This is a genomic window from Ensifer sp. LC384, assembly GCF_001695865.1.
GTDB lineage: Bacteria > Pseudomonadota > Alphaproteobacteria > Rhizobiales > Rhizobiaceae > Ensifer.
In genome coordinates this window covers 15543-38122 of the sequence record NZ_MBST01000024.1, presented here as the reverse complement: position 1 = coordinate 38122, position 22580 = coordinate 15543, and the positions used below count along the sequence as shown (strand labels likewise).

The 22580-nt window shown below is 61.0% G+C and carries 19 protein-coding genes; 8 read left to right on the top strand and 11 right to left on the bottom strand.

All coding sequences use genetic code 11. The annotated features are described in order from the left end of the window. Positions 1–23: 23 nt before the first annotated feature. The 5 genes from BC363_RS19545 to BC363_RS19525 form a co-directional block, all read right to left on the bottom strand. Positions 24–1070 carry a putative FMN-dependent luciferase-like monooxygenase gene (locus BC363_RS19545; RefSeq protein ID WP_065783573.1) on the bottom strand — a complete coding sequence of 349 codons (1047 nt, stop codon included), beginning with the start codon at positions 1068–1070 and terminating at the stop codon, positions 24–26. Positions 1071–1099: 29 nt separating this feature from the next. Beyond that, the gene (locus tag BC363_RS19540) at positions 1100–2749 is read right to left on the bottom strand and encodes an ABC transporter ATP-binding protein (protein ID WP_065783572.1); all 1650 of its coding nucleotides are present in this window, start codon (positions 2747–2749) and stop codon (positions 1100–1102) included. Further along, entirely contained in the window at positions 2746–3630 is an 885-nt protein-coding gene (locus tag BC363_RS19535; protein ID WP_065783571.1) for an ABC transporter permease, read from the bottom strand. The genes BC363_RS19540 and BC363_RS19535 overlap by 4 nt, the downstream gene beginning before the upstream one ends. Continuing rightward, positions 3627–4571 (bottom strand): ABC transporter permease, encoded by a 945-nt coding sequence (locus BC363_RS19530; RefSeq protein ID WP_065783570.1) that lies wholly within the window; start codon positions 4569–4571, stop codon positions 3627–3629. Before BC363_RS19530 ends, BC363_RS19535 begins: the two co-directional genes overlap by 4 nt. 70 nt (positions 4572–4641) lie before the next feature. Further along, on the bottom strand, positions 4642–6282 hold the full coding sequence (locus tag BC363_RS19525) for a TIGR04028 family ABC transporter substrate-binding protein (protein WP_083223505.1): 1641 nt from the start codon (positions 6280–6282) through the stop codon (positions 4642–4644). Positions 6283–6591: 309 nt separating this feature from the next. Here BC363_RS19525 and galE point away from each other — a divergent pair, with 309 nt between their 5' ends. Continuing rightward, positions 6592–7578 carry a UDP-glucose 4-epimerase GalE gene (gene galE, locus BC363_RS19520; protein ID WP_065783569.1) on the top strand — a complete coding sequence of 329 codons (987 nt, stop codon included), beginning with the start codon at positions 6592–6594 and terminating at the stop codon, positions 7576–7578. Between the two features lie 40 nt (positions 7579–7618). Here the strand turns inward: galE and BC363_RS19515 are convergent, their stop codons facing one another. From BC363_RS19515 to BC363_RS19500, 4 genes are all read right to left on the bottom strand, one after another. Next, the gene (locus BC363_RS19515; RefSeq protein WP_065783605.1) at positions 7619–8620 is read right to left on the bottom strand and encodes an acyltransferase; all 1002 of its coding nucleotides are present in this window, start codon (positions 8618–8620) and stop codon (positions 7619–7621) included. A gap of 14 nt (positions 8621–8634) precedes the next feature. Continuing rightward, a complete protein-coding gene (locus tag BC363_RS19510; protein WP_065783568.1) occupies positions 8635–9918 on the bottom strand; it encodes an O-antigen ligase in 1284 nt (427 codons plus the stop codon). 110 nt (positions 9919–10028) lie between these two features. After that, positions 10029–11231, bottom strand: coding sequence for a polysaccharide biosynthesis/export family protein (locus tag BC363_RS19505; RefSeq protein ID WP_280137940.1), 1203 nt, complete (start codon positions 11229–11231; stop codon positions 10029–10031). A gap of 145 nt (positions 11232–11376) precedes the next feature. After that, positions 11377–12057, bottom strand: a complete 681-nt coding sequence (locus BC363_RS19500) for a sugar transferase (RefSeq protein WP_065783566.1) — start codon at positions 12055–12057, stop codon at positions 11377–11379. Positions 12058–12839: 782 nt separating this feature from the next. Between BC363_RS19500 and BC363_RS19495 the strand changes: the two genes are divergently transcribed. Further along, a complete protein-coding gene (locus tag BC363_RS19495) occupies positions 12840–13124 on the top strand; it encodes an exopolysaccharide production repressor protein (protein WP_065783565.1) in 285 nt (94 codons plus the stop codon). A 152-nt stretch (positions 13125–13276) separates the two neighbouring features. Then, positions 13277–14296: a glycosyltransferase family 2 protein gene (locus BC363_RS19490; RefSeq protein WP_065783604.1), complete on the top strand. Its 1020-nt coding sequence runs from the start codon at positions 13277–13279 to the stop codon at positions 14294–14296. A 47-nt stretch (positions 14297–14343) separates the two neighbouring features. Here BC363_RS19490 and BC363_RS19485 read toward each other — a convergent pair whose 3' ends face one another. Further along, a complete protein-coding gene (locus BC363_RS19485; protein WP_065783564.1) occupies positions 14344–15294 on the bottom strand; it encodes a polysaccharide pyruvyl transferase family protein in 951 nt (316 codons plus the stop codon). 84 nt (positions 15295–15378) lie between these two features. Further along, positions 15379–16344 carry a glycosyltransferase family 2 protein gene (locus BC363_RS19480; RefSeq protein WP_065783563.1) on the bottom strand — a complete coding sequence of 322 codons (966 nt, stop codon included), beginning with the start codon at positions 16342–16344 and terminating at the stop codon, positions 15379–15381. A 124-nt stretch (positions 16345–16468) separates the two neighbouring features. Here BC363_RS19480 and BC363_RS19475 point away from each other — a divergent pair, with 124 nt between their 5' ends. The 5 genes from BC363_RS19475 to BC363_RS19455 all read left to right on the top strand — a co-directional run bounded on the left by BC363_RS19475 (position 16469) and on the right by BC363_RS19455 (position 22568). After that, entirely contained in the window at positions 16469–17953 is a 1485-nt protein-coding gene (locus BC363_RS19475) for a lipopolysaccharide biosynthesis protein (RefSeq protein ID WP_065783603.1), read from the top strand. Between the two features lie 410 nt (positions 17954–18363). Continuing rightward, positions 18364–19479 carry an acyltransferase gene (locus tag BC363_RS19470; protein WP_065783602.1) on the top strand — a complete coding sequence of 372 codons (1116 nt, stop codon included), beginning with the start codon at positions 18364–18366 and terminating at the stop codon, positions 19477–19479. Between the two features lie 2 nt (positions 19480–19481). Further along, the gene (locus tag BC363_RS19465; RefSeq protein WP_083222493.1) at positions 19482–20264 is read left to right on the top strand and encodes a glycoside hydrolase family 16 protein; all 783 of its coding nucleotides are present in this window, start codon (positions 19482–19484) and stop codon (positions 20262–20264) included. A 106-nt stretch (positions 20265–20370) separates the two neighbouring features. After that, positions 20371–21573, top strand: coding sequence for a glycosyl transferase family 1 (locus BC363_RS19460; RefSeq protein ID WP_065783561.1), 1203 nt, complete (start codon positions 20371–20373; stop codon positions 21571–21573). After that, positions 21570–22568: a glycosyltransferase family 2 protein gene (locus BC363_RS19455; RefSeq protein WP_065783560.1), complete on the top strand. Its 999-nt coding sequence runs from the start codon at positions 21570–21572 to the stop codon at positions 22566–22568. Before BC363_RS19460 ends, BC363_RS19455 begins: the two co-directional genes overlap by 4 nt. Positions 22569–22580: the final 12 nt, after the last annotated feature.

The following is a 22580-nucleotide window of genomic DNA, read 5'->3' as shown; positions in this document are numbered from 1 at the left end:
CGTCGCTGCAGCGATTGACGCGGTCAGCCGACAGCTCCGAGACGGCGGGGTGCGAATTTTTCCTCCGGTGCCCATCCGAGCGCCGGCGCGACCCTGGTCGCGATCAACTCGATCGAGCGCAGGATCAACGGGTGCGGCGGATCGATGGAGTGCACCTGGAAGACCAGGTCGGTGACGCGATTGAGGGTCGTGTCTCCGCGAAGGCTTTCGATCACATCGTCGGGCGTGCCGACATGGACATCGAAGGCGGCGATCAGCTCGGCGAGCGAATTGCCGGTCGGCTTGTGGCCCGCTGCAATCAGCCGTTCCGCGCCGCGGTGCAAGCCGATTTCGGCGAGGCGCAATGCCTCGGCGCGGCTGTCGGCCACGAAGAGACTGCGGGATCCGAGAATTCGGGGCGCGCGGTCCCGCGGCAATGCCGCGAGATAGGCGTCGATGATCGGATTCTGAAGTTCGGCGAGTGGCGCATCCGGGCGCGTCGGGGGGCGGGGCTGGGTGCGGGACAGCATCAGGCCGTCTCCGGCGCGTCCTGCCCTCTGCCCACCGGCGACCGAGAATGTCGCCTGCCAGATCCGGTCGAGCAATTGCGGTGCCGTCGGATAAAGCTGGTCGCCGCCCGCAAGGCTACGCCCCGCCCAGGCATCGAGAACCATGCGCAGATGCCGCGCAAAAATGTCTCCGCGCTCGGCGCTCTCAAGACCGAACGCCGTAAAGGACGACGGTGTGCCGCCGGTGCCGAAGCCGATTTCGACACGACCGCAGGAGAGAAGGTCGAGCACCGCCGCATCCTCTGCGACGCGGATCGGATTTTCGAGCGGCAGGGTTATGACGCCTGTGCCGAGCCTGATCCGCGACGTCTGCGCAGCCACATGCGCCAGAAAGACGAGCGGCGCCGGCAGGCCGCCTTCGTCGGCATGGAAGTGGTGCTGGGCCACCCAGGCGGTATCAAAGCCGAAGCGTTCGGCGGTGGCGATCTGCTCGGCCGCATAATGATAGCGCGCGCCGGCGGGAACGTCGTCGAGGAGACGCGTAAAGAACCCAAGTCGCTTACGTGGCGTCGTCTTTGTCATTTTCTGTCCTGTCATTCATTCCCGCGTCGTCAGACGAGGGCTGCTCGATTTTGTCCGGGAATGGCGTTGATGAGATCGCGGGTGTAGTCGCTGCCCGGCCGTTCGAAGACGTCCTCGACCGCTCCTCCGTCGACCAGACGGCCGTCCTTCAGCACGGACACCGTGTCGGAGATCTGCCGCACGACCGCGAGGTCATGAGATACGAACAGGTAGGTCAGCCCGAGATCGCGCTGGAGTTCGTCGAGAAGATCGAGGATGCGAGCCTGCACCGTCACGTCGAGCGCCGAGACTGCCTCGTCGAGGACGACAACGTCGGGGTCGAGCACGAGTGCGCGCGCGATGGCCACGCGTTGCCGTTGGCCGCCTGAAAGTGCATGCGGACGGCGACTGAGGGCCGCTTCCGGCAGGCCAACGCGGCTGAGGATCGCCCGGGCCTTCTCTTCGCGCGCCGGGCGGGCGAGCCTTCCAAAATTCAACAACGGCTCGGCAACGATATCGAACACTGTCTGGCGTGGATCGAGCGAACCATAGGGGTTCTGGTAGACAAGCTGGATCTTGCGCCTGAACTGACGCAGTGTTTCGCCGCGAAGCTGCGAGAGATCGGTGCCGTCGATCTCGATGCGACCCGCCGTCGGTTTCTGAAACCCGACGATGGCGCGAATGCTGGTGGTCTTGCCGGAACCCGATTCACCGACGATGGCATGGGTGGTGCCGCGGCGGACCCGGAAACTGAGGCCGTCGACGGCACGAAACGGTTTGCCATCGCCGTCCGGCCGCACGAAGTCCTGCACAAGGCCATCAACGATGACGACGTCGTTGTCCGAAGGCGCAGCCTTTTCGCGGGCGGTCGCCGGAGTTTTGCGGGCAACGGCCGAGAACGACGGCGCGTCGGCAATCAACTGCCGGGTGTACGCGCTGCGCGGTGCGGCCAGGACAATTTTGGTCGCCCCGAGCTCCTGAACCCGCCCGCCCTGCAACACGACAAGCCGGTCGGCGCGGTCAGCGGCAACACCGAGGTCGTGCGTCACGAGCAGCACCGAGGTGCCGAATTCGGTGCGCAATTCATCGATCAGGTCGAGAATGCGTCTCTGGACCGTGACATCGAGCGCGCTTGTCGGCTCGTCGGCGATGATGAGCTGTGGCTTCAGCGCGACAGCGATGGCAATCAACACGCGCTGGCGCATGCCGCCCGAAAGCTCATGCGGATATTGCCGCACCCTGAGCGCAGGTTCGCTCAGCCCGACGCGCTCCAGAAGTGAAATCACCTGCGCTTCCAGAGCATGACCGCTTGCGGCGCCATGGATCCGAAGAATCTCGCTGACCTGCGCCCCGATCGTCTTGACGGGATTGAGCGAGCTTGCCGGATCCTGCGGCACCAGACTGATCTTGGCGCCTCGCACGACATCGAGCTGGCGATCCGACCAACGCGCAATGTCCGTGCCGTTGAGCTTGATGCTGCCGCCATCGATGCGGCCGTTGGCCTGGAGCAGACCGATGATCGACTGCGCCGTCGTCGTCTTGCCGGAGCCTGACTCGCCGACCAGGGCGACAACCTCGCCGGGCTCGATCCGAAACGAAACATCGTGAACGGCACGGTGATGGGCGATGCCGTCATGGTAGGAGATCGACAGGTTCTCGACTTCGAGCACCGGCGGGGATGCAGCGGCTGACGTACTCATGCCGCCACCTTGCCGAAGGATTGGCTGACGCGATTGGCGGCCAGAACCACCAAGACAACGACGACGCCTGGCGCGGTCGTCAGCCACCAGGCCGTTGAGATGTAGTTGCGGCCCTCAGCAATCAGCAGCCCCCATTCCGGTGTCGGCGGCGGCGCGCCGTAGCCTAGGAATCCAAGGGTCGAGATCTGCAGCACCGCCGAGCCGAACTGCAACGCCGCGATGCCAAGGACAGAAGTCAGCGAATTCGGCAACACATGCCGCCAGAGCACAGCGGAGAATGTGCCGCCGCTGCCGAAAGCCGCCTCGACATAATCGCTGCGCCGGACACGCACCACTTCCGAGCGTGCCAGGCGCGCAAAGCCGGCAACCGAAGTGAGGCCAACGGCAATCGCCGCATTGACCGTGCCGAAGCCGAGCAAAATGATGACGCTGAGCGACAGTAGCAATGGCGGGATCGACAGCAACACGTCGACAAGCCGCATGATCGCGTCGTCAAGCCGGCGCCGGACCGAACCAGCCACCACACCGAGGCCGATGCCGATGACAAGACCAAGGGCAACGGCGACGAAGGCGCCGGTAAGCGAGTGGACAGCGCCATAGACGATGCGGGCGTAGAGATCGCGCCCGAGCGCGTCGGTGCCCAGCAGATGGCCCGCATCCGGCCGCCGCAGCTGTTCACCGCCGACCCCTTCGAGCGGGTTGTAGCTGGTGAAAAGCCACGGGGCGACTGCCCAGAGGAAGGCAATACCCAGAACCAGCCAGGACAAAACGAGGCCCGGCGGCAACCGGCGCATGAGGAGGGGCAGCGACAAGCGCCTGCCGGTCCGCTGCCCGCGCCCTGACGCGATGACGTCGTCGTGGATCGTGTCGAAGGTAGTCATGCCGTGGCTCCTGCTTTTGTCCGAAGACGCGGATCGAGCACAGGAAAGAGCAGATCCACGATGAGATTGATGACGACGAAGGCTAGGGCCGAGAGCACGACGATTGCCTGGAGCACGGCAGCGTCCTGGCTGCCGACGGCCCTTTCCGTCAGTCCTCCGATACCGTTGAGGCCGAAGACCGTTTCGGTGACGACTGCGCCGGCGATGAGCTCGCCGAAGAGCACGCCGGCGATGGTCAGCGTCGGCAGCAGCGCGTTCTTGGCAACGTGTCGCCACAGGACCCAGTGGCGGGTCGCCCCCTTGGCGCGGGCAACCGCAACGAAGGGGCGTGTGAGCACGTCGTCGATGTTGCGCACCAGCACCTGGGCAAGCGGCGCGGAGATCGGCACGGCCAGGGTGACGACGGGCAGGATAAGCTCCTGCCAGGGACCGGGATTGATGACCGGCACGAGTTTCAGGCGAAAGGAAAAGATCTGGATCAGCATGATTCCGAGCCAGAAGGTCGGGATCGAGATGAAAAGCGACGGCACGGACTGGAGCGCGCCGCGGAGCCAGGCGAAGGGCGTGAGGCTCGATACGAAGGCGATGGCAACAGCAAGGACAGCGGCAAGAACGAAGCCAAGCGATGCGAGTTTGAGCGTCGCCGGCAGGTGCGCCGCAAGCATCGTGCTGACGGGAACGCCGGCTTGAACGGAATAGCCGAAGTTGCCGGTGAAGAACTGGCCGATCGTCTGGACATACTGCACCCAGATGGCACTGTCGGCGGCATAGGAAGCCCGGATATCGGCAATCTGCTGCGGGTTGAGCCCGAGTTCCGGGTTCTGAAACTTGATGAGGATGGCGTCACCGGGCATCGCCTGAAGCAACACGAAGGAGATGGTGAAAGCCGCCCATAGGACGAACAATGCCTGCCCCAGGCGATTGAGCAAATATCCGGACATTCGCCGTTCCTCTGCTTGGTCACATTGCGAAAGCCGGCCACGGCGATGCGCGTGGCCGGTTTGGCCAGTGTCAGTGTTCGGCAAGCCAGGTGCTGTAGAAGCTCGGTCGGCCGACCGCCTCGAAGGCGATACCCTGGACATAAGGCGCCCCGGCAAAGGCTTGCGGCTCTTCAAAGATCGGGATCGCATAGGCCTGGTCGACGACGTAGTCCTGCACCTCGCCGGCAATCGCCAGCCGCTTCTGACGATCCGGTTCCGAGGCAAGCGCCTCGAGCAGACCGTTCAGCTTGTCGTCGGCGAAGCTCTGCACCTTGTCGCTCTGTCCGCCCTTCTGGCGCAGGACGTCGCGGTTTTTCGGATAGTACTGGCTCTTGATCACATCAGGATCGGCGCGGCCGACCATGGCCGGCGAAACCGGCGTCTTCAACGGGTCGAGATCGTCGACGATCCTGCTGCCGCTGTCACCGGCAAGCACGGTCAGCTTGACGCCAAGCTTGCCCCATTGCTGCGCCACCAGCTGCAGCGTTTCCTTGTTCTGCGGCTGCGGCAGGGATTCATAGGCCGTCAGCACCAGTTCCTTGCCGTCCTTCTGCCGCAGACCGTTGCCACCGATCGTCCAGCCGGCTTCATCAAGAAGGGCCTTTGCCTTCTCGGGATCAAAGGCGAGCTTTGCCGAAATATCGCGGTAGCCGAGAGCGGTCGATGCGATGATCGACGTCGCCTGTGGGTAGTTGGCGGAAAACAGCGTCGTAACGATTTCCTTGGCGTCGGTCGCGTGCAGCAGCGCCTTGCGCACCTTCACGTCGGCGACGAGCGGATTGTCGGGCCGGAAGACGACGCTATTGTTCACGCCGCGCGTCGAGGGCGCGTAGATCTGATAATCCTGTGCCTCGACCTGCTTTTCATCATACGCCTGGACCTGCCGGATGAAGTCCGCCTGGCCAGCCAGCAGAGCGCCGATACGCACGCTATCCTCGCCGGTGATGATGTATTTGATGCCATCGAGATAGGCGCGACCCTGATGCATGAGCTTTGCCGGACCCCAGGCGTATTCTTCGCGCGCCTTCAGGTTCAGTTCCTTGCCGATGGTCTCGCTGTCGACGACGAACGGACCGGAGCCGATGATCTTGGTGGCATCCCCCAGCTGTTCGAACGGAAGCGCCAGCGTGCTTGCGGCGACGAGCCCGGAGCCGATCACCGACGTGCCCTGCAGGAAGCCCGGCGACGGTTTCTTGAAGTAGAACTTGACCGTCAGCGGATCGATCACTTCGCTGCGCTCGTAGTTGTTGATGACCTCAGAAACCGGCTGTTTCAGCTCCTTGTTGCCGAGCCCGAAGACGTCGTAGTTCTTCGCGACCGCGGCTGCATCGAGCGGCGTGCCGTCGGAGAAGGTGACGCCGGGACGGATCTTGAATGTGTACTCGGTCGCACCAGCATTGACCGTCCAGGATTCTGCGATCCACGGCTCGATTTCGAGCGTCTTCGGGTTCTGGTAGGTCAGCTTGTCGGTGATCTGATTGAGGATGCCACCATTCGGGTAAAAGCCGCCGGCCGGCGGATAGAGATTGGTATGGGCCTGCTGCTCGAGATAGATCAGCGTCCCACCCTTGACCGGGTCGCCCGCGCCCTCCGCAAAAGCGCTAGGCAGGAAAAAGCCGGAGGCGGTCAGTGCCGCCAGCGTCAGCGCGAGCCGTTTCAGTTTCGTCGTCATGGGAGCCTTCCTTTAGATGTCTGAAGGCTATCGTACGACCAATCGTCGGCTTATCAACTAAATCTAGTAAATTAATATACTATATGTTTCGAGCGAAGCGAAAGAAGCATCTCCGCCTCCGAGCCGATGGAGATATTTCTCCCGAGGCCGTTTCCTTGCCTTGTTTTGCTGGTCTCAAGTTGCCTGCGGATCAGGGCGCGGAAATAGAACGCCCTCCCATGCGCGAAACGCTTCACGAGCCATTGACAATTTGGCCATTATTCATTGAAAACTTTGCCAATTCCTTCCAAGCTCGAGATTGAGATAATCATGACAAACAACAAGGTTCTCGTCGTCGGCGGCGCCGGCTATATCGGCTCGCACACCTGCCTTCAGCTTGCGTCCAAGGGGTTCGAACCCGTGGTCTACGACAATCTGTCGAACGGCCATGAGGAGTTCGTCAAATGGGGCGTTCTGGAAAAGGGTGACATCCGGGACCGGCAGCGGCTCGATGAGGTGCTTGCGCGCCACAAACCGCGGGCGATCCTGCATTTTGCAGCGATGATCGAGGTCGGGGAGTCCGTCAAGGATCCGGTCTCGTTCTATGACAACAACGTGATCGGGACCTTGACCCTTCTGTCGGCAGCACTTTCCGCCGGCATCGAGGCCTTCGTGTTTTCGTCGACCTGCGCCACCTACGGCCTACCGGAAAGCGTGCCGATCGACGAACAGCACCGCCAGGCGCCGATCAATCCCTATGGCCGCACCAAATGGGTCTGCGAACAGGCGCTGAAGGACTATGGGCAGTACAAGGGCTTGCGCTCGGTCATCCTGCGTTACTTCAATGCCGCCGGTGCCGACCCGGAAGGGCGGATCGGCGAGTGGCACGAGCCTGAGACCCATGCGATCCCGCTGGCGATCGATGCCGCCCTCGGTCGCCGTGACGGCTTCAAGGTCTTCGGGACGGATTACGACACCCGCGACGGCACCTGCGTGCGCGACTATATCCACGTGCTTGACCTCGCCGATGCACATGTCCGCGCCGTCGAATATCTGCTTGAAGGCGGCGACAGCGTCGAACTCAATCTCGGCACGGGCACCGGCACAACGGTGAAGGAACTGCTGAGCGCGATCACCGAAGTCTCAGGCCGCAGTTTCGGCATCGACTATGTCGATCGCCGCGAGGGTGATTCGACCACGCTCGTTGCTAATAACGACAAGGCCCGCGAAGTGCTCGGCTGGGAGCCGCAATATGACCTGGCGGCTATTACGCGAACCGCCTGGAACTGGCATTCCCGCCGCAACCAGGGCGGTTGACATCAGGCACTTCGGCTGACCGCATCCCTGGCTTAGATGTCTAGGATGCCTGGCGCGCCCGGTTCAGAGGCAATCTGGAGCGGGCACGCCGAAGCAGCGGACGCTCGAGTATGAGATAGGCAACGACGCCGGCAATCGTGCCGACGGAGAAAGCGCAGACCAGAGTCAGCGCTGAATTCGTACCCATCATCGCAGCCGCCTTGACGATGACCGATATGGCGAAGGTGTGCCACAGGTAGATCGAGTAGGAGGCATCGCCGAGCAGGGTCGGCAACGCCCATTTTTGAAACCAGCCGCCGGCTTCAAGCGCAAGGGTGGCGACGACGAGCAGGACCGCCAGCGGGCCCAATATCCTTTCGTCAAACGGCAGGCGCAGCACGGCAAGCGCTGCAAATCCGGCTAGTGCCCCGAGGAAAAGCGCCATGCCGACGCGCGGTCCAACGACCCTGCCCCGCAACCAACATTCAGCGACAATCATGCCGGCGACGAATTCCAGGATGACGGGGCGGGTGTAGGTCAAGAGAAGCGGATTTTCGGTATCGATCGCAAGGCCGAGCAACACCAGCACCAGAAACAATGCCGCCATCATCGGCAGCCGGCGATGTCTCGGCAGCAGCAACGATGCCGCGAAGACGACGTAGAAGAACATCTCGAAATTGAGTGTCCAGCCTTGCACGAGCACCGGCCAGACCTCGCCGCTGCTCGGCGAGCGCGCCGGGATAAACGCCAGTGACGCCAGAACATGCTCGACCGTCAGCACGAGGTTCGGGAAGAGGCCGGCCCCCCCTCCCCCGATCATCACCATTGTGGCGAGCCAATAGATCGGCGCGATCCGGCGGAGCCGCTCCTTGAGGAACGATAGCGGCGCGACCGGGCGACGGTCGCTGATCACCCACATGATAAAGCCGCTGATGACAAAGAAGACGTCGACGCCGGCCGCACCGATCGCGAAATGATGGCCTGTCCGCTCCGCCGCATGAAACAGCACGACCCCCAGCGCCGCAAGCGCACGCAGATACTGAATGCCATGGATGGTTTTCATCGGCGTCTGGGCCATCAGAACCTCAACTGCGGATGGTGGCTCGCCAACACCCTGATTTCTGCGAGGCGACGCTCGCTGACGATGCGCCGGCCTTGCCTGATCGTCAGCTTGCCGGCCGCGAAGTAGAGCAGGAAGGAGCCGACGTGATAGGGATTCATGATGTCGATCTCGACGAAGGCTCGCACCAAAAGCAGCATGGCCACACCGAAGAGCACCGAGGATTCCGTGTGATGGTCAAAGGCCAGCAACCGCTTGATATGGCCGAAGACGGTGACCATTAGCACGGTACAAAGGAGTACGAGCCCGATTGCACCCGTCTCCACCATCGCCTCGATGAAGGTGTTGTGGAAATGGAAGCCCGAGCGGGTCGCGATGAAGAACTCCTCCCAGAGACGCTCTGGTTCCGAGAAGCCCTGAACCCAATAGGCCTGATAGCCCACGCCGACGAGAGGCGATGACAGCGCGGCCTCTATCCCCTGCTGCCAAAGATAGGTCCGCCCCGTGAGCGTCGAATCCTTGCCGAAGAGACCGAGAACAAGATCGACGCCACCGCCATAGACAGCGGCGATAGCGGTTACACCGCCCAAGACGACCGCGCCCAGGAACAGTCCCTTGCGATGACCGGGCGACAGCATGCCGACAGCGCGCATGCCGAGCCAGCAGCCGATGATGGCGACGGCCGTCAGGACCGACGTCGCCGACTGCGAGGCGAACAGCGAATAGGCCGATATTAGCCCCACGACCCCGGCGGCGGCGAGCCAAAGCCTGCGCTCACCGAGCGCAACCGGAGCGATGAAGGCGAAGTAGATCCCGAGGGACGCATAAAAGCCAAGCTGGTTCTTCGACGCAAAGGCACCGACGAAGCTAAAAGTTCCGTCCAGCGGATCGAGGTGGTAGACGCCGAACAGCAGCGAATAGGTGAGCACGATGCCGACACCCGCCAGTGCGCCGTGCACGAGCGTCCGGATGTCGATCGTGCGCATGGCAATCAGGGCGCAAATGACATGCGAGAGATATTGAACCCCGGTCCTTGCGGTCATCCCAGGTGCTCCCGACCAGAAGACGGACAGGCAGGCAAAGACGGCAAAAGCGAGGATCCAGATGTATTTGCCGTAATTGCCGAGCACCCTTCGATAGTCGACGAGGACCAGCGGCAGCCACAGCGCGTAGTAGACGAGGATCGACGCCTGCCCGAACCGAGAGGAATAGGCAAAGACGAAGAACGATATCGCCAGCGCAAACGTACCGTAGGCCTGGTTTCCACCAGGAGAAACGAGGCTTGCCTTGGAAATCCTCATCGCGATCCCTCAGAGCGTTTCCGGGTTAAACGGAGTCACAGAAACGCTCTATCTCCTTGTTTCTACGCATTTCCAGACGGAAAACCGCTTCGCACTTTTCCTGGAAATCTCTAGCGCATGGCTAGGTTGGCTTCGACCTTGATGACATCGCCTGGCAGAACCGGCGTGTTCTCGTCAGCCGCGATCTGCTGTGCCTTGCCGTCCTTCTCGCGGACGATCGAATAGCTGACGACCGCCTCCGACATGTTGTCCTTGGTCTGTGCCGCCTCGGCCGATTGCAATAGCGCCTCGGTCATAAGGTCGCGACTGGTGCCAAGCTTGATCGCAAGCGTATCGAGCTCTGCCTCGGTGTTTTGCAGGTCCTGGGCAAGCTGGGCATCCCAATCGTTGCGCAGGTTGGTATCGTCCTGGGTCGCCTTGCTGACATCCTGTTTTGCCTTCAGAGACGCCGTGTCGATATCGAGAACGGCTGATTGCAGCTCCGCCACGCGCTGTTCCAGCGCGAGCTTGCGCGCACTCAGCGCCAGTCCCTTTTCGGCAAGCCCCTCGATCTTGTCCCGGTCTTCGATCACCAGGTCCAATTGACGGTTCTGCGTTTCCGACTTTTTCGCCAGCGCCTGGATTTCGCTTTCGAGCAGTGACTTGAGATCGGCCAGCGACGCCAGCTGGCGCTTCTGTCTCTTGTCGCGCGAAACCATCAATGCAGCCTCGCTTTCGAGTAAGCCGGCGAGGTCGGGCGCATCCTTGAGCTCCTTGGGCAGCTCGATCTTGTCCTTGCCGGCGATCTCCGCCTGCAGGCGCGCGCGCCGGATCAAGAGCCGGTTGCGCTCGGAAACCTGCACGCTCGAATCTCCACGGGCATTGATATAGTCGCGTGCAAAACGCTGGCCGCTCTCCGAACGCCTCAAGCCGCCACCAAGGCTGATGGCCTTGAGCACCGTCAGATTCGGCGCATAGGGATATTCGCCAGGTTTCTGGATCTCGCCTGAAAGATAGACGGGACGATACTGGGCGAGTTCGACGGAAGCCGAGGGCCGGTCACGCAGGCCGAACAGTGTCTGCATCTTGACGCCGATCGCCTCGCTCATCTCGTTCGTCGTCTTGCCGGCCGCCGGCAAGTCGCCGATGAAGGGGATGGAGACCATGCCGGAGGCACCAACGGTATATTCGCCGCTTACCACCGACCAGTCGCGCACTGCGCCTTCGGCGGTTTGCCATTCGGCCACGCGGATCTTCAACTTGTCCATGACACCGAGATGGTACTCGTCAGCATGTGCCGGCAGCGCACCGAACACTGTTATGGCCGCCAGCATGGCGACCTTTAGGGAATACGGCTTGGGGAGGGAGATACGCGATCTCCCTTTGGTAACTTGATGTTTCATTAAAATTTCCCGGTTGCTGGTCGCCCGCGCCGGCGTCCGACGACTGAGGTCGTCAGGCTCCGTGGCGCAGCGTTCGTCAATAGCTGCCGCGAGAAAAGCAGACTGCGGGGATCGTCTTGACGACGATGGAGAAGTCGCGGATCAGCGACCAGTTCTGAACATAATGCGTGTCGAAGGCGACGCGAGCGGCATAGGAAACGTCATTCCTGCCGCTGATCTGCCAAAGACCCGTCAGGCCCGGGCGGGACTGCAGGTAGAACACAGCTGCAGCATCGTAGAGTTCGAGTTCGTCTTCGACGACGGGGCGCGGGCCGACGATGCTCATTTCGCCGCGCAGGATGTTGATGAGCTGCGGCAGTTCGTCGAGGCTGAGTTTGCGCAGCACGCTGCCGACAACGGTCACCCGCGGGTCGTCCTGCAGCTTGCGCGTTGCACGCCATTCCTCGTAGGCGGCGGGATTGTTGCGGAGATATTCCTGCAAGAGCCGATCCCCGTCCGCCCGCATCGTGCGGAACTTCAGGCAGCGGAATGAACGGCCATTATGGCCGATACGGCGGTGACCGTAAAAAACGGAACCGCCGTCGGAAAACTTGACGAGCATCATCAAGAGCAGGAAGAGCGGACTGAGAAAGGCGAGAGCCAGCGAAGCGGTGAAGATGTCGAAGCCGCGCTTCGAAATTCCTCCTACCGGACGAAATGCTCCCGACTCTGCGGTACTGTAAAACGGCGAATTGGCCGATCGAGTCGCAGACTTCATAGAGAAGACTCCATTTACGTTGGCGATTGGTCGGTCCCCTTGGGGCGCACTCGTATCCAAGAATGAGTGTATGGTTAGAATTTGTTTTTTAAAGGCGAAATGATGACCGGCGCCGTGCCCGCGGTTCACTGACGTATATCATCGATCGCGAATATGTAATATTTCCTTGATCCAGAAGATCATCTATTCATGGCGAGCCAAGTGGCTTCCGGTCGGTTTCGATGTAGTTTCCGGACAAACCGAAATTACTCATGAAAAAATTGACCTTACCTTGAACTAGTGATGTTTGCCTTCGTCTTGCGTCCGAAGATTTTCCCACTCTGTAAATTGAGATCCGTCAAATTCGCCGATGTATTTTGCGGCGCAGCATTCTTTTGCATTGCACGCGCAAAACGTTCACAATCGCGAATCTTGTAACAAAAGTTGATAACAAGAGGAGAGCGGGGCCAACTTCGAGACGAACGAAACAAGGCGAAATCCACGGAGGGTGGAATATCGAGCAACACATCTCGGCCCGTCAGGCCCCAACCGGCCTCGATATGGCCGCGGTGCAAACCGATTCCCTCGATCCGCCCCGGCCCGTCCAATCAACGGAATTTGATTGGCGGCGGCCTGTTCTAAAGGCGACATAAACATTTTCGGGGCTATAGCGGCTTATATTGCATCTGCGGTTATTGTCGGTTGAACCGAGGGATAACCGCCAATATATTGAAACTCCGTGGTTGGAAGGGCTTTAGCTCCGATGGAGACACCAACAACAGACCCGATGGCTAGGTAGAGCGATGTTCGCACCCCGTGTCTTTGCGAGCATGATTGGCGCTTTGACGGTGTTTGCCATCGTCACCTATCTGCTGAACGGTTCGCCGACCTCGACCCTTATTCAAACCTTGATCTGCGCAGTCCTGATGCAGGTTGGCTATTTCCTGGCTGTCGTTTTTCTCGTCTGGAAGAAGGCCCGCGAGCGCCAGCGGCAGGCAGCCGAGAGCGCACGTGCGACGACCGACGAAAAGCAGCCCGGCAAGGTTTCGACGGGGCGCTTGAACAGGTCAGGCCACATCAACCCCTGACGCGCGAAAGACGGCCTCCTTCTCCGCTGGCGATACCATCAACAAAAAAGTCAACGTTTTGACGCGGTTGCGACATGATCCCGTTGCATCGTGCAGCAAACCGGCAAGCAATACCGATGCCGGCCATGCCCGAGGTAACGCTGGAGGCCACAATGACCGCAGCTGCAAGGATGGACGTCTGTGTCATCATCGCCGCAAAAAATGCCGCCGAAACGATTGCAAGGGCCGTCGCCTCGGCCTTGGCCGAGCCCGAGACCGCCGAGGTCATCGTCATCGACGATGGTTCGACCGACACGACCGCGTCGGCCGCCCTGTCCGTTGCCGACGACACCGGACGGCTGAACATCGTGCGCTTCGAGAAGAATAGAGGACCGGCTGCAGCACGAAACCACGCGATATCGATCAGCCGCTCACCTATCCTCGCCATCCTCGATGCCGATGATTTCTTTCTGCCCGGCAGACTTGGCCAGCTCCTGGACGTTTCTGATTGGGATTTCGTCGCCGACAACATTGCCTTCATGGACGAGGCGGCCGCCGCTGATGCAGCGGACGAAGTGGACCGGTTCCAACCGGAGCCACGCCTTCTCGATCTCGCCGGCTTCGTCGAGGGTAACATCTCGCGCCGCGGCGTCAGGCGGGGAGAGATCGGTTTTCTCAAGCCCCTCATGCGGCGTGAGTTTCTTTCCACCCATCAGCTCGCCTACAACGAGACCCTTCGTCTCGGCGAAGATTACGACCTCTATCTACGAGCACTTGCCAAGGGCGCGCGCTACAGGATCATCCACAGCTGCGGTTATGCCGCCATCGTACGCGGCAATTCGCTGAGCGGCAGTCACCGCACCGAAGACCTGAAGAGGCTTTATGAGGCCGACCGGGCGATCCTTGCGGACAATCAATTGAGTGCAGAGGCGTCCGCCGTGATCCGCCGGCACGAACGCCATATTCGTGGGCGCTACGAACATCGCCATTTTCTCGACCTGAAACGCCAGGGCGGGCCGATCGCCGCCGTCACCTACCTGCTCGGCAAACCGGCAGCCGTTCCGGCAGTCGCCGGCGGGATCTTTGCTGATAAGACCGAGCGCATGACACGGAGCAAGCCCGATGCCTTGGCGGCGCTCGGCGGCTCGGGACGGCTGCGTTACCTGCTGCCGGCTTCCGCTGAATTGGGCTAATCGCCAGTGAAACGGCGCCCACTGGGGGCGCCGTTTCACCTCTACCTTCAGAGATAGTCGCGACGAACCGTCTCGAGGACATCGCGGAAGCGCACCTTGCGCTCGGCAAGAACACGGTCTTCACTCAGTTGCGGTTGCGCTCTGCTTGCCTGCCACAATGCCAGCGTCGACGGCGCCGCCAACAGCTGCTTGGCCGCTCCGCGTAGAAACGTTTGTCTAGGCTGCTTCGCGTCGACGACCAGGCCTCCATCTATCTGCCGGCGGTTCGGATCTTCGCCATAGGTTTCCGGTATGTCGAACCCCATGCCCCAGAACCGGGTGCCCTTGATCATCGCTTCGGCCCGACTGGAAACCGGGACATGGCGTGGGCGATAGGTCACCCCGACCGTGCGAGCCCAATCATTCCACTTGAAGCTGTTGATGCTGTTCGAGGTCGAGACCGCTACCCACGGAACGCGAAAGGCGTCCGCAAGGATGGCGCCGTGCATCGATTCCGCCACGATCAGCTCGGACTGAGCGATCTCCCGGATCACGGCTCCGGCCTCGCCGCGCGGGTCGATATAGTGCAGGCCGACAGTGCCGCAGGTCGTCGGCCACATGCCAGCAATCGCACTCTCCCAATGCGGCACGAAGCTGCGCTTGTGGATCTTGGGCAAGTTCTGGAACTCCGGCATCTCGGCAACCATCACGGCCGGATCGATAATACCGCGTTCGGGCTCGATGCCGACCTTTTCGGCTGTCAGCGGACCGCGCACACTGCGAATGTCCCATTCCGCCGTATCGCGCATATCCGGAAGCGTGCCATAGCCAAAGCCGCTGCCGAGCACCAGCTTTCGTATGCCATCGGGTAATAACGCTCGATTGAGCACCGTACCGACGCCGACGAGCAGGATGTCGTCATGGCTGTCGCGGAAACGAGGCAAGAGGAAATCCCAGAGCCAAAGATTGAGGTCGTCTCCGAAATTTCCGTGATGTGATTCCCAGTAATAGGGCTTCATAAGCGGTCCCTTCTCTCAAATGAAAATGTGTCCGGCGCCGCAAGCGGCGGGTCTGTTCCCTCCTCAGGGATGCTGTCTTCGTGATCAGCGTTGCGGTGATAGTTTGCCGACGGCCAGTTCGAGGGCGCTTTGCAGCAATTTCGGATCGCGCCATACCCAGCGCGCAAGGAGCCTGAATTGTGGTGCCTTCTTGCGGCGCAGCCGGCGTGCCTGGCTCCACAAGGCCTGACGGCGGGCCGTGTGCTGATAGGACCGGATCGAGGCGATTTCCGACGGTCGGCGTGAAAACCGGCCCTCGAGCGTTTCGAGTGCCACGAAGGTGTTGAACTGCTGCTGCAGAAACTCCGGCGAATCGTTGTCGATCGAATGGAAGATGTTGATGCCCTCGCCGCGTTCGGCGCCGGCCGCGTCGCAAAGCACCACGCGCCGGGCCGACAACACGCAATCGCAAAAGAACAGCACGTCCTCCGCTGCCAGCCGGAGTGCGGCGTCGAAGCGGATCGTCTCGAACAACGAGCGCCCGATCACCATGCAGGACAGATGCAGGAAGCTCCAGTTCCTCAACATCACGTTGGAAAGATCTGGAATCTCCACCACCAACGGGCTCTCCTGCAACCGAATGCAGGTATCGCTCTTCAGGAGATCGGCGACGCCGAAATGATAGTAGAATGCATCGCCGCCCGATATTGACGCCCAATAACAATCGGCATCGAATCGCGTCAGGCTTTGATAGGCATTCCTCAGGTGATCGGGCGTCCAGACGTCGTCGGAATCGAGGAATGCTACGAACTCCGCGTCATGTGGAACATTGTCGAGCCCGGTGTTGCGTGCGCCACCCGGCCCCTGATTGGATTGCCGCACGACAGTGATGCGCTCGCGCATGTCCTCACTAAGCGGCGCTAGTTCCTCATCGATCGAATAAGGAGATTGATCGTCGACGACCAAGATATGGAAGTCCTGAAATGTCTGGGCGAAGACGGACGTAAGCGCCCGCCGAAGGATGCCCGGCTCCTTCTGGTAGTAAGGGATAATAATCGTCAGCTTTGCCATCTTTTCGCCCCTGCGGTTTCTCTAGAAAGAGTCTTGCGTGGTCTCCTCCCACCGGGTCGCGGCCGTATGTCTATCGCTTGTCCTTTGTCACTCATCCTTTCAAAGGGCTCACGGGATGTTCGCCATGCCCTCAACCGTCAATGCCAATTCCGTCACCCGTAACGTCGGCTGGAGCGTGCTCTCAAAGACAGGCACATTCGGGCTGAAATTTGTCACCGTGCCTATTCTGGCGCGCATCCTGACGCCCGAAGAGTTTGGAACGGTCGCCGTCGCACTCACAGTCGTGCAGTTTCTGGCCATGATCGGCGGCGCCGGTCTGGCCTCCGCGCTGATCATTCAGCGCGACGAGGAAATGGAACTCGTCCATTCCGCATTCTGGGCGAATCTGGCGATTTCCATGCTGATGGCGCTTGGCCTTTTCGTCTTTGCTGCACCACTCGCAGCGATGCTGGGGGCGCCCGAAGCTGCCTATCTGCTTGAGATTATGAGCCTGCTCATTCCGCTGCAGCTCGGCGGCGATGTCGCCTATGCGCTCCTAGCCCGGCGCATGAATTTCAGCAAGGATGCCGCCTGGAGCATGATTTCGGAGACGCTCGGCGCTCTCGTCGCCGTCGCCATGGCACTTGCCGGGTTCGGTGTGTGGTCGCTCTTGGGCCAGCTGTTCGTCTCCGCACTGATTCGCCTCGCGGGGCTCTATGCCGTCTCCGGCTATGTGCCGCGGCTGGTCTTTTCATTGTCGCGCGTCTGGGCCCTAAGCCGTTTCAGTCTCGGCATGATGGGCTCCGAGATCGCCAATTTCATCACTTTCCAGTCGCCAATGGTGGTGATCTCCCGCTATCTCGGCCTTTCCGATGCTGGCGCCTATTCCGCCGCCAACCGTTTCTCCAGTATCCCCAACCAGATCGTGCTTTCGGCTGTTATGGGCGTGCTTTTCCCCGCCTTCAGCCATATGGGCGAGGATCGCGAGCGCCGGTCGCAGGCGTTGATGCTGAGCACGCAGGTCACCACCGTGCTGCTGGCTCCGATGATGTTCGGGCTGTGGGCGCTCGCAGAGCCGGCGATGCTCGTGCTCTTCGGCAGCCAATGGGCGGCGGCCTGGCCGGTTCTCGGACTGCTGGCGCTGTCCAAGGGTATCCTGACACCGTGCAGCACCTACGTGCCCTATCTCAAGGGTATCGGCCAGGGTGCGGTCCTGTTCTGGTGGGCGGTGATCCGGGCGGTTATCACCACCGGCGCAGTTGCCTATGCGGCCATCAACGGCTCGCTGATCGACGCGATGATCGCGCTTTGCACGGTCAACGTTCTGACTCTGATCGGGTATTCGTGGGTGGTCTTCCGGGCTGACCGTATGCCGTTCGTGAAAGGCTTCTTCGTCTCGACCCGGCCAATGTTTGCGGCCTTTGCCATGGCGCTTGCCGTGCGTTTTCTGCTTGAGCGATTCGGCCCCCTGGTTCCCAACGCCATCTTGCAGGTGCTGGCCGGCGCTGCCATGGGCGGCCTCATCTACCTTATCCTGATGGTTCTGACCGAGCGGAAATTGCTGATGAAACTATATCGGATGATCCGTCAGCGCGGCGCGGTGGGTGCCGCGCCAGAACCCGCGGAATGATAGGGGTTGGCGACGTCGGCAGTGCCTTACACTCGCCGCAATTCCCGCCGCCGCCGCCAAAAAACGCCGAATTGACAATGGTCAACGGAAAAAACTCTACAATCCTTGCTGGCGTTTGATCGCAATCAATTCAACCAAAGACTTCAGCTTATGAGAATATGAGCATGTTCCGCAAAATGCGACAACGGGTGCGCTTTTAAGGACTGCTGCGGTGAATTCGCGATCGATCTGAGGTGAATTCGAAATGTGGCGAATGCTGCATCGCAGCAAAACATGACTGATTCTTTTGTTGCAACGCCATATTTTCATCCACGCCCCTGCCCTAGCTTAATCGATGCGGGCTCTAGTCTGCTCTGTTGAAACGGCGCCGAAAATGGCGCTGGCAGATAGGAGTGACGGACATCGTGGCGATGGACGCGAACATTTCCTCGCGGATCAATCTGATGCGCATCATGCTGATCTCGGGCATCGTCTTCGTGCATGTGCCGCATGATCCGCAGACGAGCCCGTTCCTGGGAACCTATGGGTTCCTGGACTGGCTGCGCGTGTTTCTGGGCGACAGCCTGTTTCGCGTCGGCGTTCCCTGCCTCAGTGCCATCTCCGGCTATCTCATGTTCCGCCGAGGTCTGGACACGTTCGACTACAAGAAGACGCTTCGAACCAAAGCGCGCACGGTGCTGCTTCCCTTCCTCCTGTGGAACCTGGCCTTTCTGGCACTCGTCTATCTCGCGCAGCTTGGGAATATCGGCTTCGGCTACCTGCCGGATGTCGTCAATGCCACCCCACGGGAATGGCTGAGCCTTGCCTTCGCGCTCGAGGGCCTGCCGATCAACGTCCCGCTCTACTTTCTGCGCGATCTTTTGTTATGCATCCTGCTCTCGCCATTGCTGGCCTGGCTGATCAAGCGCTATCCGCTGCAAACTCTTGGCGTTCTGCTCGCCTATGCCGTGCTTCCGCTGCCGAATGGCGTCTTCCTGAAGAAATCGATCCTCTTCGGCTTCTGCACCGGTATCTATGTCAGCCTGCACCGCATCGACGCCAAGCTGCTCGACCCCTATGCCCGATCGATCGCCGCTATTTTCCTCGCAGCTGCTGTCGCGCTCTCGATCGTTCTTTACCAGACCGGTCCGGAGTTCCCTCTCTGGGCCGATATGCTGCGCGGCCTGACAGCACTTTCCGGCATCGTCGGTTCCTGGGCCGTTTCAGCACTTCTCGTGCGCACACGGTTCGGTGAACGCCTTGCGCGCGCCGGTGGCCTCAGCTTCTGGATCTTCTGTGCCCATTATCCCCTGCTCATCCTTTTCTGGATGGCCTGGAACCGCACCGAAATCACCGACTACCGGCTGTTCTATTTTACGATCCCCTTCATCACGATCGTCATTCTCGTCGCCGCGCATGGCCTCGCCAAGCGCCTGGCACCGGGCTTCACCGCCGTCCTGACCGGCAGCCGCACCGGCCCCTCCCAAGCCGATGCGCGCCCGGACACAGGTCGTCGCTCCGATTACTCGCCACAGCAAAGGACCTGACCATGAGATCAATCCGACCTCACCGCCTCGCCCTGCTCACGATCCTCGCCGCCGGCCTTGGCGGCTCCGCAATGGCACAGGAAGGTGCCACCGGCACATCGTTCCTGGACAACTTCGACACGCTCGACACTGCCCACTGGTATGTTTCGGATGGCTGGAACAACGGGGCGCACCAAAACTGCACCTGGTCGAAGGAGCGGGCGGCTGTCGTCGACGGCATCCTCGAATTGAAGTTCGAGGAAGGCAAGACGGGCGAGCGCAACTATGCCTGCGGAGAAATCCAGACCCGCAAGCGCTTCGGCCACGGCACCTACGAAGCCCGCATCAAGGCGGCCGACGGATCGGGACTGAATTCGGCCTTCTTCACCTATATCGGCCCCGCCGACAAAAAGCCGCATGACGAGATCGACTTCGAAGTGCTCGGCAAGAACCCGGCAAAGGTGCAGCTCAATCAATATGTGTCGGCCAAGGGCGGCAACGAGAAGCTCGCCGACGTGCCGGGCGGCGCCAATCAAGGGTTCAACGACTACGCCTTCGTCTGGGAGAAGGAGCGGATCCGCTATTACGTCAATGGCGAACTGGTCCACGAAGTGACCGATCCCGCCAAGATCCCGACCAACGCCCAGAAGATCTTCTTCAGCCTGTGGGGCACCGACACGCTCAGCGATTGGATGGGCACGTTCGCCTACAAGGGACCGACGGCGCTGCAGGTAGACCGGATCGCCTTCACCGCGCCTGATGAAAAGTGCCAGTTCGCTGAATCCGTCGCCTGCAAATTGAACTGAGGACGGCAGAACGCCGCCGCATCCGTGCATCGCAACGCCAAACGTTGCGATGCACGATTTCTTGAATCATGCTTGGCTCGGGCTGAGCAGGAAAACGGAAGTTTTCATGCTGCAGATACTTTATTTTGCGCAGGATCTGGCTGACCCCGCGGTTCGCCGCCGGATCCTGATGCTTACGGCGGGCGGCGCACGCGTGACGCTCGCCGGCTTTCGCCGTGGTGCGAACGCATTGGCGGCGATCGACGGCATCGACCCGATCGAACTCGGCACCACGCGCGATGGTCGCTTTGCCCAGCGCGTTGCAGCCATCACCAAGGCCTGCCTGTCTCTGCCCGCCAAGTTGCGCGCCATCAGCCGGCCCGACCTGATCATCGCGCGCAACCTCGACATGCTGGCCATCGCCAACAAGGCGGTTTCCATGTTCGGCGGCGATGTTCCCGTTGTCTATGAATGCCTCGACATTCATCGCCTGCTTCTGCGCGAGGATGTGGCCGGACGGGCCATACGTGCCAGTGAGGCCTATCTCGGACGCAATGCGCGGCTGCTGATCACCAGTTCTCCCGCCTTCGTCGAGCATTATTTTCGCCCGCTCTCTGGGCTGGATACGCCGGTCATGCTGCTTGAGAACAAGGTGCTGGAGCTCGGCGAGCGCGACAGCCCACAGGTCGCAGCAGTTACCACACCGCGACCGAACGGCCCCTGGCGGATCGGCTGGTTCGGCGCACTGCGCTGCCGCAAGTCGCTCGAACTGCTTTCGGCGTTTTCCCGTCGCATGGAAGGCCGCTTCGAAATCGTCCTTCGCGGCCGGCCCGCCCATTCCGAATTCGATGATTTTGACGGCTTCATTCGCAAGGAGCCGTACATGACCTTCCACGGTCCCTATCGCAGCCCCGAAGACCTCGGTGCGATCTATGACGAGATCGATTTCACCTGGGCGATCGATTTCTTCGAGGAAGGCCAGAACTCCAAATGGCTGCTTCCGAACCGGCTCTATGAGGGCTGCCGCTACGGTCGGGTTCCGATCGCCATGCGCGGTACGGAGACCGCCCGCTTCCTGGCAGTCCGTGGCATCGGTTTTCTGCTTGATGAAGCAGAGCCGGAGAACCTCGTTTCGCTTCTCGGAGCCGTCGATGCCGACCGCTACGCCGATGCGTCGGGGCGGGTTTCAGCCTGCAATTCCGATACCTGGGTCTTTGGCCGCAATGACTGCGAGAACCTCGTCAGGCGTTTGTCGGCAATCACATCGACGGCCCCGGAGCCCGCGACGCCGCTTTCCCACGCCCGTCAAAACGAAGGTGGTTTGTCATGAACACAACAGATCTGACGTCGACGCGCAGCCTGATCGTCATCCCCTGCCTGAACGAGGCCGAGCATATCGAGGCTCTGGTCGACAAGCTTCGCCCGTCGATCGCGCCGCTCAATGCGGTCGTCCTGATCGTCGATGGCGGCAGCACCGATGGCACCCGTGAAATCGCGGCTCGGCTGGCCGACGACGATCCGTCGGTCCTGACGCTCGATAATCCCCAGCGCATCCAGAGCGCCGCAATCAATCTTGCGATAGCCGAGTATGGCTCGTCCTTCGATTATCTTCTCCGCATCGATGCTCACGGCACCTATCCGGACGACTATTGCCAGAGGCTGGTCGAGGAAGTGACCGCAGCGGGCGCAGACTCCGTCGTCGTTGCCATGCAGACGGTCGGCTTCACGCCCTTTCAAAAGGCAACGGCCTACGCCCAGAATTCCAAACTCGGAAATGGCGGCGCCAAACACCGGCTTGGGGCTACCAGCCATTGGGCCGACCACGGACATCATGCGCTGATGCGGATTGCAGCCTTCACGGCAATTGGCGGTTATGACGAGAGCTTCAGCCACAACGAAGACGCCGAGTTCGACTATCGGTTCCGCAAGGCCGGCTACCGTATCTGGATGACCGACCGAACGAGCATGGTCTATTATCCCCGGGCAAAGATCGGGCCGCTGTTCCGGCAGTATTTCAGCTATGGCCGGGGCCGAGCCCGCAATGTGCTCAAGCATCGCGTCGTGCCAAGCCTGCGCCAACTGCTGCCGCTCGCCGTGGCGCCGGTGGCAATCGGCGCATTGCTTGCCGTCATCAACTGGATTGCCGTCGTCCCGGTCGTCCTCTGGGCCGCAGCCTGCATTGGTTACGGCGCCTGGATGGCACTTGGCCAGAAGAATCCTTACGGTCCGCTGGCCGCGGTTTCGGCCATGGTGATGCATTTCGCCTGGTCCGCCGGGTTCTGGCGCGAGTTGCTTGACCTTCGCAGCAGGCGGGTCGCACCATGACCGAGACAGCCA

Coding starts and splice junctions, on each gene's coding strand:
- BC363_RS19545 (WP_065783573.1), bottom strand. CDS start 1,070: ATGACAAAGACGACGCCACGTAAGCGACTTGGGTTCTTTACGCGTCTC.
- BC363_RS19540 (WP_065783572.1), bottom strand. CDS start 2,749: ATGAGTACGTCAGCCGCTGCATCCCCGCCGGTGCTCGAAGTCGAGAAC.
- BC363_RS19535 (WP_065783571.1), bottom strand. CDS start 3,630: ATGACTACCTTCGACACGATCCACGACGACGTCATCGCGTCAGGGCGC.
- BC363_RS19530 (WP_065783570.1), bottom strand. CDS start 4,571: ATGTCCGGATATTTGCTCAATCGCCTGGGGCAGGCATTGTTCGTCCTA.
- BC363_RS19525 (WP_083223505.1), bottom strand. CDS start 6,282: ATGACGACGAAACTGAAACGGCTCGCGCTGACGCTGGCGGCACTGACC.
- galE (WP_065783569.1), top strand. CDS start 6,592: ATGACAAACAACAAGGTTCTCGTCGTCGGCGGCGCCGGCTATATCGGC.
- BC363_RS19515 (WP_065783605.1), bottom strand. CDS start 8,620: ATGAAAACCATCCATGGCATTCAGTATCTGCGTGCGCTTGCGGCGCTG.
- BC363_RS19510 (WP_065783568.1), bottom strand. CDS start 9,918: ATGAGGATTTCCAAGGCAAGCCTCGTTTCTCCTGGTGGAAACCAGGCC.
- BC363_RS19505 (WP_280137940.1), bottom strand. CDS start 11,231: ATGCTGGCGGCCATAACAGTGTTCGGTGCGCTGCCGGCACATGCTGAC.
- BC363_RS19500 (WP_065783566.1), bottom strand. CDS start 12,057: ATGAAGTCTGCGACTCGATCGGCCAATTCGCCGTTTTACAGTACCGCA.
- BC363_RS19495 (WP_065783565.1), top strand. CDS start 12,840: ATGTTCGCACCCCGTGTCTTTGCGAGCATGATTGGCGCTTTGACGGTG.
- BC363_RS19490 (WP_065783604.1), top strand. CDS start 13,277: ATGACCGCAGCTGCAAGGATGGACGTCTGTGTCATCATCGCCGCAAAA.
- BC363_RS19485 (WP_065783564.1), bottom strand. CDS start 15,294: ATGAAGCCCTATTACTGGGAATCACATCACGGAAATTTCGGAGACGAC.
- BC363_RS19480 (WP_065783563.1), bottom strand. CDS start 16,344: ATGGCAAAGCTGACGATTATTATCCCTTACTACCAGAAGGAGCCGGGC.
- BC363_RS19475 (WP_065783603.1), top strand. CDS start 16,469: ATGCCCTCAACCGTCAATGCCAATTCCGTCACCCGTAACGTCGGCTGG.
- BC363_RS19470 (WP_065783602.1), top strand. CDS start 18,364: ATGGACGCGAACATTTCCTCGCGGATCAATCTGATGCGCATCATGCTG.
- BC363_RS19465 (WP_083222493.1), top strand. CDS start 19,482: ATGAGATCAATCCGACCTCACCGCCTCGCCCTGCTCACGATCCTCGCC.
- BC363_RS19460 (WP_065783561.1), top strand. CDS start 20,371: ATGCTGCAGATACTTTATTTTGCGCAGGATCTGGCTGACCCCGCGGTT.
- BC363_RS19455 (WP_065783560.1), top strand. CDS start 21,570: ATGAACACAACAGATCTGACGTCGACGCGCAGCCTGATCGTCATCCCC.